This is a genomic window from Aquirufa lenticrescens (assembly GCF_019916085.1).
Classification (GTDB): Bacteria; Bacteroidota; Bacteroidia; order Cytophagales; family Spirosomataceae; genus Aquirufa; species Aquirufa lenticrescens.
Genome location: NZ_CP049834.1, coordinates 496,526 through 513,163 on the forward strand (window position 1 = coordinate 496,526; position 16,638 = coordinate 513,163).

Genomic DNA, 16,638 nt, shown 5'->3' on the forward strand with positions numbered 1-16,638 from the left:
GGATTTTTATATCAGCCTGCAATTTACAAAGATTTGACGCTAAAATTGCCCGCAACAGATACAATTGTTGTAGACTTTTAGTAGTATTGTAAAAATCATAAACCTAATTTAAATGAACAAAATCGTTTTAACCTGCGCGGCGGTCTGCTTCGCATTTGTGTCTTTTGGTCAAGGATTGAACCAGTTAACAAAGGCAGAAAAGAAAAATGGAACTCAATTATTATTTGATGGAAAAACCTTCACGGGCTGGCACAGCTACGGAAAAGGAGATAAAGTAGGATCTTCTTGGACGATCGAAGATGGCGTGATCGGTTTCGACGCAGCGAAAAAAGACGGTGGCGATTTAGTGACTAATGAATCCTTTGATAATTACGATTTCTCGGTAGATTGGAAGATCTCTGTGAATGGAAACTCGGGTATTATCTTCAACGTGACAGATGATCCGAAGAAATATTACGCGACGTATGTGACAGGCCCAGAATTTCAGGTGCTTGATAACGATGGCCATGCGGATGGTAAAATCACGAAACACCGCGCAGGAGATTTATATGACTTAATTAAGTCGTACAAAGAAACGGTTAAGCCCGTGGGCGAGTGGAATACAGGACGCATTGTGAACAATAAAGGTTTGTTGCAATTGTATTTAAACGGTACTTTGGTGGTAGAAACTCGTACAGACGATCAGAATTGGAAAGATTTAATCGCCGGTTCTAAGTTCAAAGGAATGCCGGATTTCGGAAAGGTAATGCAAGGCCACATCGCATTGCAAGATCACGGAAACCAAGTTTGGTTCAGAAACATTAAGATTAGAAAATTATAAAAAAAGAAAGGCCTCGATTTTGCGATCGAGGCCTTTTTTATGTTGCGCTGCGTGGATTTGCACGGATTCGCGCGGATTATTTCAGTCCTTTTGTCTTCGTCTTCACGCGCAATAAATTCATCTTCGAAGTGATAAACAAGGTTGAGCCATCCTCTCCAAAGTTCACATTCGAGTTTGGATTCCCCGTTTCAATGCGTCCTAGTAATTTACCCGCTGGGCTGATGATTAAAATTCCGCCTGGACCTGTTGTCCAAATATTGCCTTTTGAATCTAGCTTCATCCCATCATAACCACCACGAATTCCTTGCTTCGCAAGTTCTGCTGCATCAAAAAATACGCTGGGTTCGCCTAAATTTCCTTTCTTGTCTACCTGGAAGGCTAAAATATGGGATTCTTTCGGCTCTGATGAACCTACATACAAAACGCTTTCGTCTAGGTTCATCGCTAGGCCATTTGGTCGGGCCATCTTGTCGTATTGCAAACTCAATTCGCCTTTTTTCGATATGCGGTACACTCCTTGATACGCTAATTCCTTTGCCGGTTCTTCTTTCCCGCGACCTGGTAAACCGTAGGGAGGATCGGTGAAATAGTAGTCACCATTCTTGGCTTGGATGACGTCGTTCGGGCTATTGAGTTTTTTGCCTTCCCATAATCCAGAGAGGGATTTCTTTAATTCAGGTTTTTCCAAAGGCATTTCAGCAATTCTTCTGTTGCCATGCTCTGCGGAAACAAGGTTTCCTTTTTGGTTAATAATCAAGCCATTTGCTCCGGGTTCGTATGAATAATATTCCTTACCTGAATAGCCTGATGGCGTTAGATAAAGAACGGCACCTTTCTCTGCGGTCCACTGGTAAATCTTATTTTCAGGCACGTCCGAGAACAATAGGTAATTTCCTTTTTTTACCCAAACCGGACCTTCTGACCAAGTATAACCTTCCGCTACAATCTCAATAGGAGTGGAGGGGTCAATTAATGTAGTCACAGATTCATCATAGACGTGAATCTTGCCCATCGTTTTATATTGCGCATTCACTGCTGAGCTTAATCCCAGGATTGTGATGAGCGGTAGTATTAATTTTTTCATAGCGTTTTCATCGGTTTATAATTCGTAAATTTACCCAAATTCTCCACAAATGAAATCGATTGCCAGTCCTATTCTTATCCAGCAAATTACCGAAGCGATTTCGACGCATTATGAGCCCTCAGAAGCGCGTGCGATTGCCTTTCGTTGCCTGGATTTGGGATGGAATTTGAGTTCGATGGATATCATCTTGAAAAAAGAGGTGGACTTGCCGGCGGATTGGGATTTGCGTCTGGGGCGTCTATCTGCTGGAGAACCTCTTCAATACGTGATGGGGAAGACCTATTTCCGGGATCATTTATTTCAAGTGAATACGGATACCCTAATTCCGCGTCCTGAAACGGAAGAATTAGTAGATCTTGTTTTAAGACATGCACCCGAGAATGCCTCCGTATTAGATGTGGGGACGGGTTCTGGTTGTATTCCTATTTCCTTAAAATTAGAACGGCCATCGCTCACAGTGGAGGCTTGGGATATTTCTGCAGGTGCACTTGAAATGGCTCGCCAAAATGCCAATGCATTGAAGGCTGAAGTAGATTTTAAACAACAAGATATTTTCGCCTGGCCTTCTTCTGAAGGTACTTGGGAGGTGATCGTGTCGAATCCGCCCTATGTGACAGAGGAGGAGAAAAAAGAGATGGCGAATCACGTACTGGACTTTGAACCGAATTTGGCCTTATTCGTTCCGAATGACGATGCCCTGAAATATTATGAGGCATTAGCAGACTTTGCGCTGGAACGATTGCACACTGGCGGCTACTTGTGTCTAGAAATTAATCAATACTTTGGAACTCAAACCGTAGAGCTCTTGTTTAGCAAGGGTTTCCAAGACGTCAAGCTAATAAAGGACTTCAAAGGGAATGACCGGATGATTGTGGCCCAAAAATCAGGTCTTTAAAAATTAACTCGTATTTTTGTTTCAACTAAAACCAATTAAAATTTATCAAGATGAATAAGACAGTATGGATTGTTTTGGGAGTGATTGCTCTCGTGATTTTTTGGGGTGTAGGTTCACGTAATAGCATGGCTACATCGGATCAGGACGTAAAAGCGAAATGGGCGAACGTTCAAAGTGCGTACCAACGTCGTGCGGATTTAATTCCCAACTTAGTGAAGACGGTTCAAGGTGTGGCTAATTTCGAGAAATCGACATTAACGGCGGTAATTGAAGCGCGTGCTAGTGCAACACAAATGAAATTAGATTCGAAGGATTTAAGTCCAGAGAATTTGCAAAAATACCAAGCGGCTCAATCTTCTTTAGGGGGTGCTTTATCGCGTTTGATGGTGGTGGCTGAAAACTACCCACAGTTAAAGGCGACGGAAAACTTCTCTGAATTGCAAGCTCAGTTAGAGGGAACAGAAAACCGTATCAAAGAAGAACGTGATAATTTCAACACGGCTGTTCAAGGATACAATACGTTAATCGTCACTTTCCCTAACAACTTAATCGCTTCTTTCTCCGGATTTGCAGAGAAAGGATTCTTCCAAGCGGAAGCGGGCTCAGAGAAAGCACCGGAAGTGAATTTTGACGAAAAGAAATAAGGATGTTGTCAGTAGAACACCAAAACCTGATTTTGCAAGCCATCCAAGACGCTGAATTACAGACGTCTGGAGAGATTCGCGTACACGTAGAAAGCCATTGCGCCGGACACCCGATTGATCGGGCGAAGGAGGTATTCTTTCAATTAGGTATGCAGAAGACGGATTTGCAGAATGGGGTTTTGGTGTATCTGGCCCTCAAAGACCGCAAGTTTAGTATCATCGGGGACAAAGGAATCGATGCGAAAGTGCCGGCGGAGTTTTGGGAAACCATTCGCGATGAAATGCGTGCTTATTTAGCAAAGAATGAATTCGGAGCTGGATTAGCTCACGGCGTGAAGCGTACCGGAGAGGTCTTAGCAGGCTTTTTCCCTTACGAGGCGGGAGATGTAAATGAATTGTCGAACGAGATCTCCTTTGGGCTCTAACTAGTTTCTATGCGCAAGCTTTTATTTCTACTTCTTTTTAGTGTACGACTTTTTGCTCAAGAAGGCATTCCTGCGAAACCGAATGGCTACATTTTAGATGAGGCCGGCCTATTAAATCCGGAGGAGGAAAATGCGCTCGAGCAGAAAATGCGCGGTTATGCGGATTCGACTTCCACTCAGTTCGCCATTGTTCTCGTTAATTCGACGAACGGACGCGATCCTTACGATTATGCCATAGATATTGGTAAAACATGGGGTGTAGGCCAAAAAGGCAAAAACAACGGAGTTGTCATCCTTGCAGCGATGCAGGATCGCAAACTGCGCATTGTAACGGGACGCGGGATCGAAGATGTCTTGCCAGACGCCATTTGCAAACGTATTATCAATCGTATTCTAAAACCAACTTTTAAAGGAGGTGCCTATTACCAAGGTTTAGATCAGGCGACCACCGAAATGATGCAGCGCGCCAGCGGTGAGTTTAAGAACGAGGATAGCGGTGAAGAACCACAAGGTGTTCCTCCATTTATCATCATCTTCCTTATTTTAGTCATTATCTCGATCATCAAAGCCATTCGCAACCGCGGGGGTGGAGGAGGTCCTGGATCTAGAGGAGGCGGAATGTTCTTTCCACCTATCTTTTTAGGCGGTGGAGATTACGGCCGTGGAGGCTCTGGCGGTGGAGGCGGAGGATTTGATTTCGGCGGCTTTGGCGGAGGGGACTTCGGTGGAGGCGGTGCCGGAGGCGATTTTTAATTATCTTTGTAATATGAATAATCTGATCACCCAATCCCTACAAGAGTCTCAGCAAGTATTAGCTGATTTCTTAGCGAATCCTGCAAAGATTGAAGCCATTGAAAAGGCGGCTGACGTATTAGTGGAGGCCTTAAAGAATGGAAATAAGATTTTGTCTTGTGGGAACGGTGGAAGTCATTGCGATGCCATGCATTTCGCAGAGGAATTATCTGGTCGTTACCGAGAGAATCGCCCAGCTTTAGCGGCGATGGCGATTTCAGATCCATCCCACATTTCTTGTGTGAGCAATGACTTTGGGTATAATTACATCTTTTCTCGCTTCATTGAAGGCTTAGGAAATAAAGGCGATGTACTAGTAGGTATTTCTACTTCAGGAAACTCAGCCAATATTATGGAGGCAGTGAAGGCCGCTCAAACAAAAGGAATGGAAGTGATTCTCTTAACGGGTAAAGATGGCGGCCAATTAGCGGCTTATGGTTGCCATGAAATAAGAGTGGACCACTTTGGTTACGCAGATCGCATTCAAGAAATCCACATCAAAGTGATCCACATATTGATTCAGTTAATTGAATCGAAATTATTCTAGCTTAATACGAGGCATCGCCACCATCGTCGTCGCCCATTACCACATCCACCATTTTGCGGAATAAGTCGCCGATACGCGGCGCCGGTTTCGATGACTTTGTTTCCGTATATCCGGATTCTTTCGCCATTTCTTTTACTGGAGCACTCGCCATCGCAGCCTCATCTGCATCAGCCGTTTCTTGCTGATCATAATATACCTGCACTAAACCAATAACAGTGGCATACGAAGGATCTTTGATCTCCGTAGCAATGGCTGGATTAGTTGAAGTGGCATTCGGATCTCCGATGCGGGCATCTAAGCCGGTGAATTTTTGGAACAACTCATCAATGTACGGAAGTTGTGCCCCACCACCGGTTAATACTAAACCTGCTTTTAATTGCTTACTATCTGTGTGCTTCGAAATTTCAGCCACGACGATCGCTGCTAATTCCTTCAAACGCTCTTCGATGATAATCGCTAAGTTCTTCACAGAAACTGGCGTAGCCTTACGTCCTGCGATCCCTGGGATCATCACGACTTCGCTAACCGGAATATCTTTCTGGATCGCTGAACCAAAACGTACCTTCAACGTCTCCGCGTGATCACGGGATATTTCTAATCCAGATTGAATATCATCCGTTAATAAATCGCCGCCCCAATTTAATACAGTGGCGTGCTTTAAACGGTTGTTTTGGAAAATACTAATCTCGGTAGTTCCGCTACCTAAGTCTACTAAAACAACTCCTTCTTGCTTCTCTTCTTTATTCAAGACAGAGCTTGCTGTCGCTAAAGAACTGAAATAAACGTTTCCTTTCTTCAAGTGCTTCGTCTCCGCTGATTTCAAACACTGCGTTAATAAGTCGTTCTTGCTTGGATTCGCCGAAATGAAGACGAAATCCGCTTGAATTTTTTGACCGATTTGGCCGATGGGATCCAAAGTTTCCGGTAAATTACCTACTTTGAAACCGATAGGTAAGGTATGTAAAACACAAGGGTTTTTATCTGCAAACGTGCGCTTCGCTTCCTCAAACAGGCTCATCACCTCGTTGTTAGAAACGGGCTCTCTTTCGTTCTTACGTAGCTTAGATAGGCTAAAGGGTTGTACTTTAATATGCGATCCTGACAAGTTCGATGCGAAGAAATGCTCCGAATTCTTGCCGTCTAAGACGTGAGAAATTTGGTTCATTGCCTCTGAAATGGCAGCGGTCGTTTTATTGATATTAACAATTTCTCCGTTTAAAACATTGTTTGTATTAATGGATGATCCTGTCGCTAAAATCTCTAATCTGCCTCGGTCGTTTTGCTTCCCTGCAATGGCTCTTACATGAGAGCTACCAATATCTAAACCGATAATTAAGTCGTTACGCATTATATTTTTTTTGTAGAACGGATATTAAATTAAAAATTTTGGTCCTTATTCGCAAATAACCTGATTCTTATATTTCAGTTGCACCCAGCTGTACTTGTTCCAGCCTTTATTGGGGATAACTTTTTGGTAGAATATGAACAATTTCTTGAATTTGTTTTCAATATTCATCGGTAGGCCAAAGTCAATCCGAGTAGTTCCTAGCGTCGGAATTAACACGATTCCTCCGTCTTTAGCGACGATGATTTGAGAGATTTGTGCCTTCCAGAATTCATTATTTTCAATGAATTGAAAGAAAGGGATCAAGGTCTTTCCTCTTCTATCTTGCAGGTCTCTTTTACCGTCAAAATATGGTCCGCCCGTGACAATAATCCGCGGAGTAAACAAAGGACTAGTTCCGATGAATTTACCATCTTCCGAAATATACTGATCCGGAAAAGGCGAGGTGCCTATCGTGGAACGAACGATACGAGCAATCGGTTTGTATTCTTTTACAGATACGGAAATGACGCCACTGAAATCATGGTGCGCCTCGCAGGATTTTACTAAAGGAATACGCTTTACGCGTTCTTCGATTTGACGTAATGAGATTTGAGTGATGGGTTTGTCTAAGAAGTAATCCGTGCCCTGCTCTGAGACCATCACCTTGATGTCTTTCTTGCTTAATAAGGCCTTTTCATTCTCTGAATCAAGACTCACTTCCACTCCTTTGCAAACAACTTCGTTAAAGCTAATCTCCGCAAAAACGACAGCAGCTAGGATGAGCGTGAATAAAATCACCATCCCTATTACTTGCTTGATTAACGTTGCGTTTGCCTTCATTTTGAAAAATTATACTAAGATAAGCTCAATTTTAAATCATTCAAAAGAAGATCGATATCTCCTGCCCCCATCGTCACTAAAAGTTTTGGTTTTTTCGTGTCGATCACTTGCAATAGGTCCGCTTTCGAGATAACCTGTTTGTCTTTTAATTCGATCTTACTTAACAACCAATCTGATGTGACGCCTGCCATAGGCAATTCGCGTGCTGGATAAATGTCTAATAAATAGAGTTCGTCGGCGATGGCAAGGCTTTTGGCAAAATCATCAATAAAGTCCCTCGTTCTGGAGAATAAATGCGGTTGGAATACAGCCGTTATTTTTTCGCCTGGATATAACGCTTTCACCGAGTTTAGGCAAGCCGCAATTTCAGTGGGGTGGTGTGCATAATCATCGATCATCACATGCTCATCTGATTCTACGTGGTACTCGAAACGGCGTTTAACTCCTAGGAAAGAAGCAATGCCTATTTTGATCTCTTCACCGGTCACACCTACCTGCATCGCTAAAGCAGCGGCAGCTAAGGCATTTTCGATGTTATGAAAACCGGGAATTCGCATAGGAATATCGGACACTTTACCACCTGGGTAGCTCATATCAAAAATCATTCGGTGATCTTCGATACGGATATTATGTGCCTTAAAATCTCCTGAATCAATTCCAAAAGTCGATCCACCTAAGGCAGATTGTAGACTCAATCCCTTTTTTTGGATGAAGAAACCGCCGGCTTTGATTTGGTTCACAAACAATTGGAAACTCTCTAAAACCGAATCCCCATCGCCATAGATATCTAAGTGATCCGCATCTGTGGAGGTCACCACTGCCGCTTGTGGGTGCAAGGTTAAGAAAGAACGATCGTATTCATCCGCTTCTACCACGCAAACGATGTTTTCTTTCGAATGGTTTGGGATGAAATTAGTCCCATAATTCACGGTAATGCCCCCTAAAAAGGCGGTTACATTTTTCTTAGCGCTAAGTAGCAAATGAGTTAAAAGCGATGAAGTCGTCGTTTTTCCGTGGGTTCCAGCTACGGCAAGGGTAGGGATTTGCTGGGTAATCCAGCCCAAAATTTCTGAACGTTTATAAAGACGAATTCCCTTAGAAAGCAAATAGTTCATTTCTATGTGATCCTTCGGGATGGCTGGCGTATAAATAAATAAGCTGTGTTCTAAGTCTGAAAGGCAAGTCGCTGGAATCAGGTCGATGGAGTCCTCGTAGTGAATCACCATTCCCTCTTCCGCTAATTTCTTTGTTAACGGACTCTCCGTTTTATCGTAACCCGCCACTGGAAAGCCATTGTGCAAGAACCAACGCGCAATGGCCGACATGCCGATGCCTCCTATTCCTAAAAAATAGACTTGTTTCAAATCGCTCAGGCTTAATTCTTTTTTCATCGGCTTAAAATGGATTGGGCTATTTCATGCGCTGCGTTTGGCTTAGCTAAACGAAGGCTATTTTTTTCAAGGGTACTTAAATCAGTTTGAAGCGCTGCTAAAGCTTCTGTGATTAATTTTTCTTTTACATCGGAGTCACGAACAAGAATGGCTGCGTTTTGGGAAACCAAGCTTTTCGCATTCTCTGTTTGGTGATCTTCTGCGGCACTCGGAAGCGGCACTAAGATGCTTGCTTTACCGATGAGACAAATTTCGGAAACGGATGAGGCACCGGCTCTAGAAATCACTAAATCGGCCATGGCATACGCTAAATCCATTTCATAAATGAAAGCAGAAACGAAGGTGCTCGCATTTCCAGCTGCCGCTTGCTTAGCCGTAGCCTCAAAAGCGATACCAGTCTGCCAAATAACTTGTACCCCAGCGTTAGTTAATCGATCTAATCCGCCCAAGATTCCTTGGTTAATGCTGCGTGCTCCTTGACTTCCACCAATGATCAAAATCGTTTTTAGAGCGGGGTCTAAATGGAAATGCGCTGCGGCCTTTGATTTCTTACCCGCCGCATCGATTAAGTCTTTACGGACTGGATTTCCACTCAGGGTGATTTTCTCCGCTGGGAAGAACTTTTCCATTCCAGGATACGCCACAAAAATATGCTCCGCTTTAGCGGCTAAGGCCTTATTTGTAATGCCCGCAAAGGAATTTTGTTCTTGAATATAATAGGGGATGCCTAGGAATCGCGCCGCTAATAAAAGCGGTCCAGACGCATAACCTCCTACACCCACCGCCACATCGGGCTTAAAATTTTTGATGATTTGGACAGATTGCCAAAGACTCTTGATCAATTTGAATGGAAAAAACACATTCTTCCAAACCTGCGTTCTTTGAATACCCACTATGGGAAGTCCAATAATTTCAAAGCCCGCTTTAGGGACTTTTTCCATTTCCATTTTGCCTTCAGCCCCTACAAATAAAAATGCTAAGGAAGGGTCGATTTCCTTCATCGCATTTGCGATTGAAATGGCTGGGTAAATGTGTCCACCGGTTCCTCCTCCAGAAATAATAACGCGTTTAATCGACATTAGGCTACGGTAGGTTGAACAGGTTGATCAGGGAATTTGTCTCTGCTGACTGCTAGAATTAATCCAATACTAATGGCAGTAAAAATCAAGGAAGTACCACCGGCAGATATCATAGGCATGGGTTGTCCGGTTACGGGACCCGCATCCACGGCTACTAGCATATTAATGAATGCCTGGAAGACGATGGAGAAGGTTAAACCTGCTGATAATAATCCACCAAAAGGTTTCGTACTGTATTGTATCGCTTTTGCCCCGCGGTACATGAAAATGAGAAATAGAACCGGTATAGCTAGTCCACCCACTAGGCCGTATTCCTCAATAATAATGGCATATACGAAATCGGATTCTGCTTGAGAAAGGATATACCGCTGTTGACTTTTTCCTGGCCCTTTCGGGTGAATGGCTCCAGTTGCGATGGCGTAGAGGCTTCGTGTAATCTGATAATCCTCATTTTTCGCCTTGTTTATTTTCGTTTCGTTTTTGCCAATACGTTGAACATAATTTTCGATACGTGTTTTAACCGTTTGGGCTCTTTGACCAATCCCTAACGAAACCACGGTAACAGCTAAGACGGCAACGGCCGTTATAATCATAAAAATCTGTTTCGCTGGAACTCGACCAAAAAACATCAGGATAATACTCGTTAAGAAGATCAAGACACTCGTGGAAAAGTTCGATAACATAATCAAGAAACAGGATACCCCGATTTTGAACAACATGCGAATAAACATCACCGTATTATAAGACTCTGGGTCAGCCTGTTTGGAAGAGAAATCCTTCGCAAGGCTCGTAATAAGGCATAATTTCACCATATCCGAAGGCATGAAAGAGATAGGGCCTAGTTGAACCCAGCGATTCGCACCCCCTTTAGTTGCCCCAAAAACATAGGCCACCATCACTAATCCCCAGGATAAAAACAGGGCCAAATCACTAAATTTAGCCACGCGGCTGTAATTGGATTTGGAAAAATAGGACATCAAATAAAACGAGATGCCTAAAATAACTAAGGTTTTGATAAAGCTTGAAAGCGGCTCAAAAGGGCCATCCATTGTCAGCTTTGCTTTCGCAGAGAACTGAATCAGTAATCCGAACGCGTTTAAAATAAACACGATCAACCAAATCTTATAATCCCCTTTCAGGTGTTCTTGAAAGAAGGCTCTGATTTTACTATCCATGAATCAAGCGTTTAACAGTGTTTTTAAATTGATCTCCTCGATCTTCGTAATTCTTAAATAAATCGAAACTAGCACAAGCAGGTGAGAGTAAAATTACATCACCAGAGGCAGCCCATTCCATCCCTTTTTTGACAGCATTTTCTAAAGAGTCTGTCGCAAAAAGTTGCGGTACGATAGTTCCGAAATGCTGCTCTAGTTTCGAGTTATCCGTTCCTAAGCAAATCAATCCCTTTACTTTTCCCTTCACTAAAGGATCTAATACTTCGTATTCATTCCCTTTATCCACTCCGCCCAAGATTAAAATCAACGGTTGCTTGTAACTGTTTAAGGCATAATAGACGGCATCGACATTCGTGGCCTTCGAGTCATTGATAAATTCCACTCCATTCCAAACACCACAAGGTTCTAAACGATGTGGGGCATTTTCAAAGAAGGGTAAGGACTTTAGCATTTGCTCGAATGATACACCTGCCTCGTGTGCCGCTAACATAGCCACCGCCATATTGATGGCATTATGAGGGCCCTTTAGCGGCGCATCAGCTAAAGCTAGTATTGCTCCATCAAATTGTATGGAATCAGCTGTAATATGCGCGTCAGCTTTTGTGTTGAAACTAACCGTTTTTAATTGGGCGCTGGCGGCGATTTTAGTTAGGTTCGCTTTTAGTACCTCGTCATCTGCCCAAAAGACACAGCTCGTAGAGGCATCCGCATTTTGGAAAATGCGAAACTTCGATGCGATGTAATTCTCAAATTTATATTCGTAGCGATCTAAGTGATCTGGAGTGATGTTCAATAATACGGCCACATCAGGTTTAAACTGAAAGCAACGGTCTAATTGAAAGCTGGAAATCTCCAGGACATATATATCGTGTTGATCTTCCATGACCTGCTTAGCAAAGCTTTGGCCTATATTTCCCGCTAAACCCACTTTAAGGCCAGCAGATTTCAAGAAATGATACGTCAGTAGGGTAGTAGTCGTTTTTCCATTTGATCCCGTGATGGCTACGATTTTCGCTTTCGTATAACGAGCCGCAAATTCGATTTCCGATACGAGGGAAATTCCTTTCGCCTTGATGGCTTTTACGATGTCTGTTTTTTCTGGGATTCCTGGACTGATGATGATCTCAGTAGAGCCCAATATGCGCTCTACATTGTGGCCACCCGTTTCAAATTCAATCTCGTTTTCTCGTAAGGTTTGTTGGTAGTTTTCTTTTAGTATACCGGCGTCAGATAAAAACACGGCAAAACCTTTTGATTTAGCCAATAGAGCGGCTCCTACACCACTTTCTCCCCCACCTAAGATGCTGATTACTGCCATTCGTACGTTGAAATTATCGGAAATTGAATTCAACTACAAGTTAGAAAATGTCCCGCATTCTATCAACTGAAAATGAGCATCTGGTTGGAATTTTACTGACAAAAAAAAGACCCACCGTTTCGGGTGGGTCTTTCCTATGCATTCGAGTGGAATTAAACCAAAGCAATACGTTTGAACGAAGAAATCGTTAAACCTTTTTGCGTTTGCTCTAATAGTTGACGAATCGTGATCGATGAGTCTTTTACGAATTGTTGGTTCAATAGAGTAGATTCTTTGTAGAACTTCTCTAATTTACCTACCGCAATTTTCTCTAACATCGCTTCAGGCTTACCTTCTTGACGTGCTTGATCTTTTCCGATTTCGATTTCTCTTTCAATCGTTTCTGCATCTACGCCATCCTTGTCTAAAGCGACAGGTTTCATAGCCGTGATTTGCATCGCGATATCTTTTCCTACTTCTGATACATCTACTCCTTGAACGTTTTCGAATGCTACTAAAACACCGATTTTGTTGTTCGAGTGAATGTAAGAAACCACTTTCTCAGCCGATACGTTTTCGTAAGCTGCTAACGTGATTTTCTCTCCAATTTTACCAGTTAAGTCGATGATGTGACCTTCTACTGAACGTCCATCTGCTAACGGCTCCGCTAATAAATCATGCGCTGAAGGAGCGTGAGACGCTGCTGCTTTGTCAATGATTGATTTCGCTAAGTTATTGAAATCTGCTACTTTAGAAACTGGTTCAGTTTCACAAGCTAAAGCGATCAATTTACCGTTCGAGTGATCTGCATTAAGTGCTACTAATACAACACCTTCATTTGTTTCATTGTCCGCACGTTTCGCTGCTACTTTTTGACCTGCTTTACGAAGGATATCAACTGCTGCTTCGAAGTCACCATTGGCTTCAGTCAAAGCTTTCTTGCAATCCATCATTCCGGCACCTGTCATTTGACGTAACTTGTTAACGTCTGCTGCTGTAATTGACATATGTATGAATATTTATTCTTGTTCTGCTTCTTTTTCGTATTTAGCCGCTACCTTAGCTGCCTCTTGTGAATCGTCGTCTGCTGCTTTTTTAGCTTCTACTTCTTCCGCCTCACGAGCGTCATCCTTATCTTGCTTTCTTTCAGCTAAACCTTCTTCGATTGCTTTAGAAATAGCTGTGATGATGATAGAGATAGACTTGTATGCATCATCATTCGCTGGGATTGGATAGTCAACTAAATCTGGGTTAGAGTTTGTATCACACATAGCGAAAACTGGGATACCTAATTTCTTAGCCTCAGAAACCGCGATGTGCTCACGCTTAACGTCTACTACGAACAAAGCCGCTGGAAGACGAGTTAAGTCAGTGATACCACCTAACACACGCTTTAATTTTTCTTCTTCACGAGTTAACATTAAACGCTCACGCTTAGCGATTGTCTTCACGATAACTTCGTCTTTTAACATTTTATCAATGCTAGACATCTTCTTGATGGACTTACGTACAGTCGCGAAGTTAGTCAACATACCACCTAACCAACGGTCAGTTACGTATGGCATTTTTAATTTATCAGCTTCTGTAGTCACAATTTCTTGTGCTTGTTTCTTTGTTGCAACGAACATTACCTTACGGCCTGAACGTACAATAGAACGAAGAGCTGCTGAAGCTTCTTCTAAAGAAGAGATAGTTTTATTTAGATCAATGATGTGGATACCATTTTTCTCCATAAAGATGTATGGAGCCATTTTAGGATCCCACTTACGAGTCAAGTGACCGAAGTGAACGCCTGCGTCAAGCAAGTCGTTGTAGCTTAATTGTGCCATTTTGGTTGTTTAAAAATGTGAATAATAAAAAGGTGGAAAAGGCATCGGCAACAGACAAGCCTTTTCCACGAACAAATCTTAACGCTTCGAGAACTGGAATCTCTTACGAGCTTTCGCACGTCCTGGTTTCTTACGCTCCACCATACGTGGGTCACGAGTTAAGAAGCCTTCTTTTTTCAAAGGAGAACGTAATTCTGCATCTTGCGTTTGAAGTGCACGTGAAATCGCCATACGAAGCGCTTCAGCTTGCCCTTTGATACCACCGCCATCTACGTTAGCTGTTACATCAAATGAACCTACTGTGTTCGTTAAAGCGAAAGGTTGATTAACAACAATCTGAAGAATTTCAGATGGGAAGTAATCAGCTAATACACGGCCGTTGATTTTAATCTGGCCTTTACCTGGTGTCATCGAAATACGAGCTACTGCCGTCTTTCTTCTACCGATTTTACTTGTTATTTCTGCCATTTTCTTAGTGTCCGTTAAAACTTAATTTCTTTTGGTTGTTGAGCTGCGTGAGGATGTTCTGATCCTGCATAAACGAATAAGTTGTTGAATAATTCACGACCTAAACGATTTTTAGGTAACATACCTTTCACCGCTGATTCTACAACACCTCTTGGGTTTTTTGCTAAAACCTCACGTGGAGTTGCGAAACGTTGACCACCTGGGTAACCCGTGTGACGGATATACACCTTGTCTGTCATTTTCTTACCAGTTAAGCGAATTTTGTCCGCGTTGATAACGATAACTTGATCGCCACAATCAACGTGTGGAGTGTAAGAAGGCTTGTGCTTTCCACGAATGATTTTCGCAATTTCAGAACAAACACGTCCCAAAACTTGATTTTCAGCATCTACAACAAACCAAGCTTTCTGTACAGTAGCTTTGTTTGCGGAGATGGTTTTGTAACTTAAAGTATCCACTTGTTTATAATTTAACTGTTTGAATCGTTTCCACCTAGACCACGGAATTTGTCTAAAGGAATTGATTATGACCTATTTTATCTTTCAAACGGGCATTCAATCGAAAAATGGGAGTGCAAATTTATAAAATCTTGATTTGATATGCAAGTGTCTAAAAGAAAATGTTTTAGAACAAAAAAAGGAGGCCATCGAGCCTCCTTTTTCAAAACCTTTTTAGGTCAAATTATAAATCACTCAAATCGAAACTTTCCATGAAAGCTGTCGTGAATTGACCTGACTTAAACGTCGGATCATCCATCAATTTGATGTGGAAAGGAATCGTGGTTTTGATACCCTCGATGACGAATTCTTGCAAGGCACGCTTCATGCGAAGTAAAACTTCTTCACGGCTTTGGCCTGAAACGATCACTTTCGCAATCATTGAATCGTAATTCGGTGGAATCGTGTAGCCAGAATACACGTGAGAGTCAATACGAACCCCGTGACCACCAGGAAGGTGAAGATTCGTAATCTTACCAGGAGATGGACGGAAACCGTTCGCAGGATCTTCCGCGTTAATACGGCATTCTAAAGCATATAATTTAGGGAAGTAGTTTTGGCCCGAAATTGGAATGCCCGCTGCTACCTTAATTTGTTCCTTAATTAAATCGAAATCAGTTACCTCTTCTGTGATCGGGTGCTCTACCTGGATACGGGTATTCATCTCCATGAAGTAGAAATCCCCGTTTTTATCCACTAAGAACTCGATCGTACCTGCGCCTTCGTACCCGATGGCGGTAGCACCTGCGATCGCTGCTTCACCCATTTTCTTGCGCAATTCTTCCGAAAGGGCAGGAGATGGCGTTTCTTCGCATAATTTTTGGTGACGACGTTGAATCGAGCAATCGCGTTCTGATAAGTGACAAGCTTTGCCAAATTTATCTCCTACGATCTGAATCTCAATGTGTCGAGGCTCTTCCACGAATTTCTCCATGTACATCGCATCATTCCCAAAAGCCGCTGCTGATTCCATCTTCGCATCTTCCCATAATTTGTCAAATTCTGACTCCTCACGGATGATACGCATTCCGCGGCCACCACCACCAGCTGTAGCCTTGATGATTACCGGGTATTTGATGGCTTTCGCTAATTCTTTTGCTTCTTCTACGGTGTCGATTAAGCCGTCAGAACCCGGAATAACCGGAACACCTGCACGCTTCATCGTTTCTTTCGCTGTCGCTTTGTCTCCCATCGAATTAATCATGTCTGCCGAAGCACCGATGAATTTAATCCCATGTTCAGAACAAATACGCGAGAATTCTGCATTCTCAGATAGGAAACCGTAACCCGGGTGAATTGCATCTGCTCCAGTCACTTCTGCAGCCGAAATAATCGCCGGAATACTCAAATAAGATTGTCTGCTGGGCGGAGGTCCGATACAAACGGCCTCATCCGCAAAGCGAACGTGTAAACTGTCGCGATCGGCGGTAGAGAAAACGGCCACCGTTTTGATGCCCATCTCCTTACAAGTCCGAATAATACGCAAGGCAATTTCCCCGCGATTCGCTATTAATATCTTTTTAAACAT

At 42.8% G+C, this 16,638-nt stretch carries 18 protein-coding genes; 6 read left to right on the plus strand and 12 right to left on the minus strand.

What is annotated here, in order from left to right; genetic code table 11:
• Nucleotides 1-112: 112 nt before the first annotated feature.
• The gene (locus tag G9X62_RS02280; RefSeq protein ID WP_223131199.1) at nt 113-820 is read left to right on the plus strand and encodes a 3-keto-disaccharide hydrolase; all 708 of its coding nucleotides are present in this window, start codon (nt 113-115) and stop codon (nt 818-820) included.
• A gap of 76 nt (nt 821-896) precedes the next feature.
• Here the strand turns inward: G9X62_RS02280 and G9X62_RS02285 are convergent, their stop codons facing one another.
• The gene (locus tag G9X62_RS02285) at nt 897-1,904 is read right to left on the minus strand and encodes an SMP-30/gluconolactonase/LRE family protein (protein WP_223131200.1); all 1,008 of its coding nucleotides are present in this window, start codon (nt 1,902-1,904) and stop codon (nt 897-899) included.
• Between the two features lie 49 nt (nt 1,905-1,953).
• On the opposite strand from G9X62_RS02285, the gene prmC reads away from it, so the two are divergent.
• Genes prmC through lpcA form a run of 5 tightly spaced genes read left to right on the plus strand, consistent with a single transcriptional unit; the run spans nt 1,954 to nt 5,207 of the window.
• Nucleotides 1,954-2,799 (plus strand): peptide chain release factor N(5)-glutamine methyltransferase, encoded by an 846-nt coding sequence (gene prmC / locus G9X62_RS02290; protein WP_223131201.1) that lies wholly within the window; start codon nt 1,954-1,956, stop codon nt 2,797-2,799.
• Nucleotides 2,800-2,849: 50 nt separating this feature from the next.
• The gene (locus G9X62_RS02295; RefSeq protein WP_223131202.1) at nt 2,850-3,443 is read left to right on the plus strand and encodes a LemA family protein; all 594 of its coding nucleotides are present in this window, start codon (nt 2,850-2,852) and stop codon (nt 3,441-3,443) included.
• A 2-nt stretch (nt 3,444-3,445) separates the two neighbouring features.
• Nucleotides 3,446-3,868 (plus strand): TPM domain-containing protein, encoded by a 423-nt coding sequence (locus tag G9X62_RS02300; protein WP_223131203.1) that lies wholly within the window; start codon nt 3,446-3,448, stop codon nt 3,866-3,868.
• 9 nt (nt 3,869-3,877) lie between these two features.
• Nucleotides 3,878-4,621 (plus strand): TPM domain-containing protein, encoded by a 744-nt coding sequence (locus G9X62_RS02305; protein WP_223131204.1) that lies wholly within the window; start codon nt 3,878-3,880, stop codon nt 4,619-4,621.
• Between the two features lie 13 nt (nt 4,622-4,634).
• Nucleotides 4,635-5,207: a D-sedoheptulose 7-phosphate isomerase gene (gene lpcA / locus G9X62_RS02310; RefSeq protein WP_223131205.1), complete on the plus strand. Its 573-nt coding sequence runs from the start codon at nt 4,635-4,637 to the stop codon at nt 5,205-5,207.
• 1 nt (nt 5,208) lies between these two features.
• Here the strand turns inward: lpcA and ftsA are convergent, their stop codons facing one another.
• The 11 genes from ftsA to accC form a co-directional block, all read right to left on the minus strand.
• On the minus strand, nt 5,209-6,555 hold the full coding sequence (gene ftsA, locus G9X62_RS02315) for a cell division protein FtsA (protein WP_223131206.1): 1,347 nt from the start codon (nt 6,553-6,555) through the stop codon (nt 5,209-5,211).
• Between the two features lie 45 nt (nt 6,556-6,600).
• A complete protein-coding gene (locus G9X62_RS02320; protein ID WP_223131207.1) occupies nt 6,601-7,374 on the minus strand; it encodes a cell division protein FtsQ/DivIB in 774 nt (257 codons plus the stop codon).
• A gap of 14 nt (nt 7,375-7,388) precedes the next feature.
• Complete coding sequence (gene murC / locus G9X62_RS02325) at nt 7,389-8,765, minus strand: UDP-N-acetylmuramate--L-alanine ligase (RefSeq protein ID WP_223131208.1); 1,377 nt, start codon at nt 8,763-8,765, stop codon at nt 7,389-7,391.
• The gene (gene murG, locus G9X62_RS02330; RefSeq protein WP_223131209.1) at nt 8,762-9,844 is read right to left on the minus strand and encodes an undecaprenyldiphospho-muramoylpentapeptide beta-N-acetylglucosaminyltransferase; all 1,083 of its coding nucleotides are present in this window, start codon (nt 9,842-9,844) and stop codon (nt 8,762-8,764) included. The genes murC and murG overlap by 4 nt, the downstream gene beginning before the upstream one ends.
• Entirely contained in the window at nt 9,844-11,019 is a 1,176-nt protein-coding gene (locus G9X62_RS02335) for an FtsW/RodA/SpoVE family cell cycle protein (RefSeq protein WP_223131210.1), read from the minus strand. Before G9X62_RS02335 ends, murG begins: the two co-directional genes overlap by 1 nt.
• Nucleotides 11,012-12,337 carry a UDP-N-acetylmuramoyl-L-alanine--D-glutamate ligase gene (gene murD / locus G9X62_RS02340; RefSeq protein ID WP_223131211.1) on the minus strand — a complete coding sequence of 442 codons (1,326 nt, stop codon included), beginning with the start codon at nt 12,335-12,337 and terminating at the stop codon, nt 11,012-11,014. Before murD ends, G9X62_RS02335 begins: the two co-directional genes overlap by 8 nt.
• Nucleotides 12,338-12,489: 152 nt before the next feature.
• Nucleotides 12,490-13,323, minus strand: a complete 834-nt coding sequence (gene tsf, locus G9X62_RS02345) for a translation elongation factor Ts (RefSeq protein ID WP_223131212.1) — start codon at nt 13,321-13,323, stop codon at nt 12,490-12,492.
• Nucleotides 13,324-13,335: 12 nt separating this feature from the next.
• A complete protein-coding gene (gene rpsB, locus G9X62_RS02350) occupies nt 13,336-14,145 on the minus strand; it encodes a 30S ribosomal protein S2 (RefSeq protein WP_130895015.1) in 810 nt (269 codons plus the stop codon).
• Between the two features lie 78 nt (nt 14,146-14,223).
• Nucleotides 14,224-14,613: a 30S ribosomal protein S9 gene (rpsI, locus tag G9X62_RS02355; protein WP_130895016.1), complete on the minus strand. Its 390-nt coding sequence runs from the start codon at nt 14,611-14,613 to the stop codon at nt 14,224-14,226.
• Nucleotides 14,614-14,627: 14 nt separating this feature from the next.
• Complete coding sequence (gene rplM, locus G9X62_RS02360; protein WP_223131213.1) at nt 14,628-15,071, minus strand: 50S ribosomal protein L13; 444 nt, start codon at nt 15,069-15,071, stop codon at nt 14,628-14,630.
• Nucleotides 15,072-15,294: 223 nt separating this feature from the next.
• A complete protein-coding gene (accC, locus tag G9X62_RS02365) occupies nt 15,295-16,638 on the minus strand; it encodes an acetyl-CoA carboxylase biotin carboxylase subunit (RefSeq protein ID WP_223131214.1) in 1,344 nt (447 codons plus the stop codon).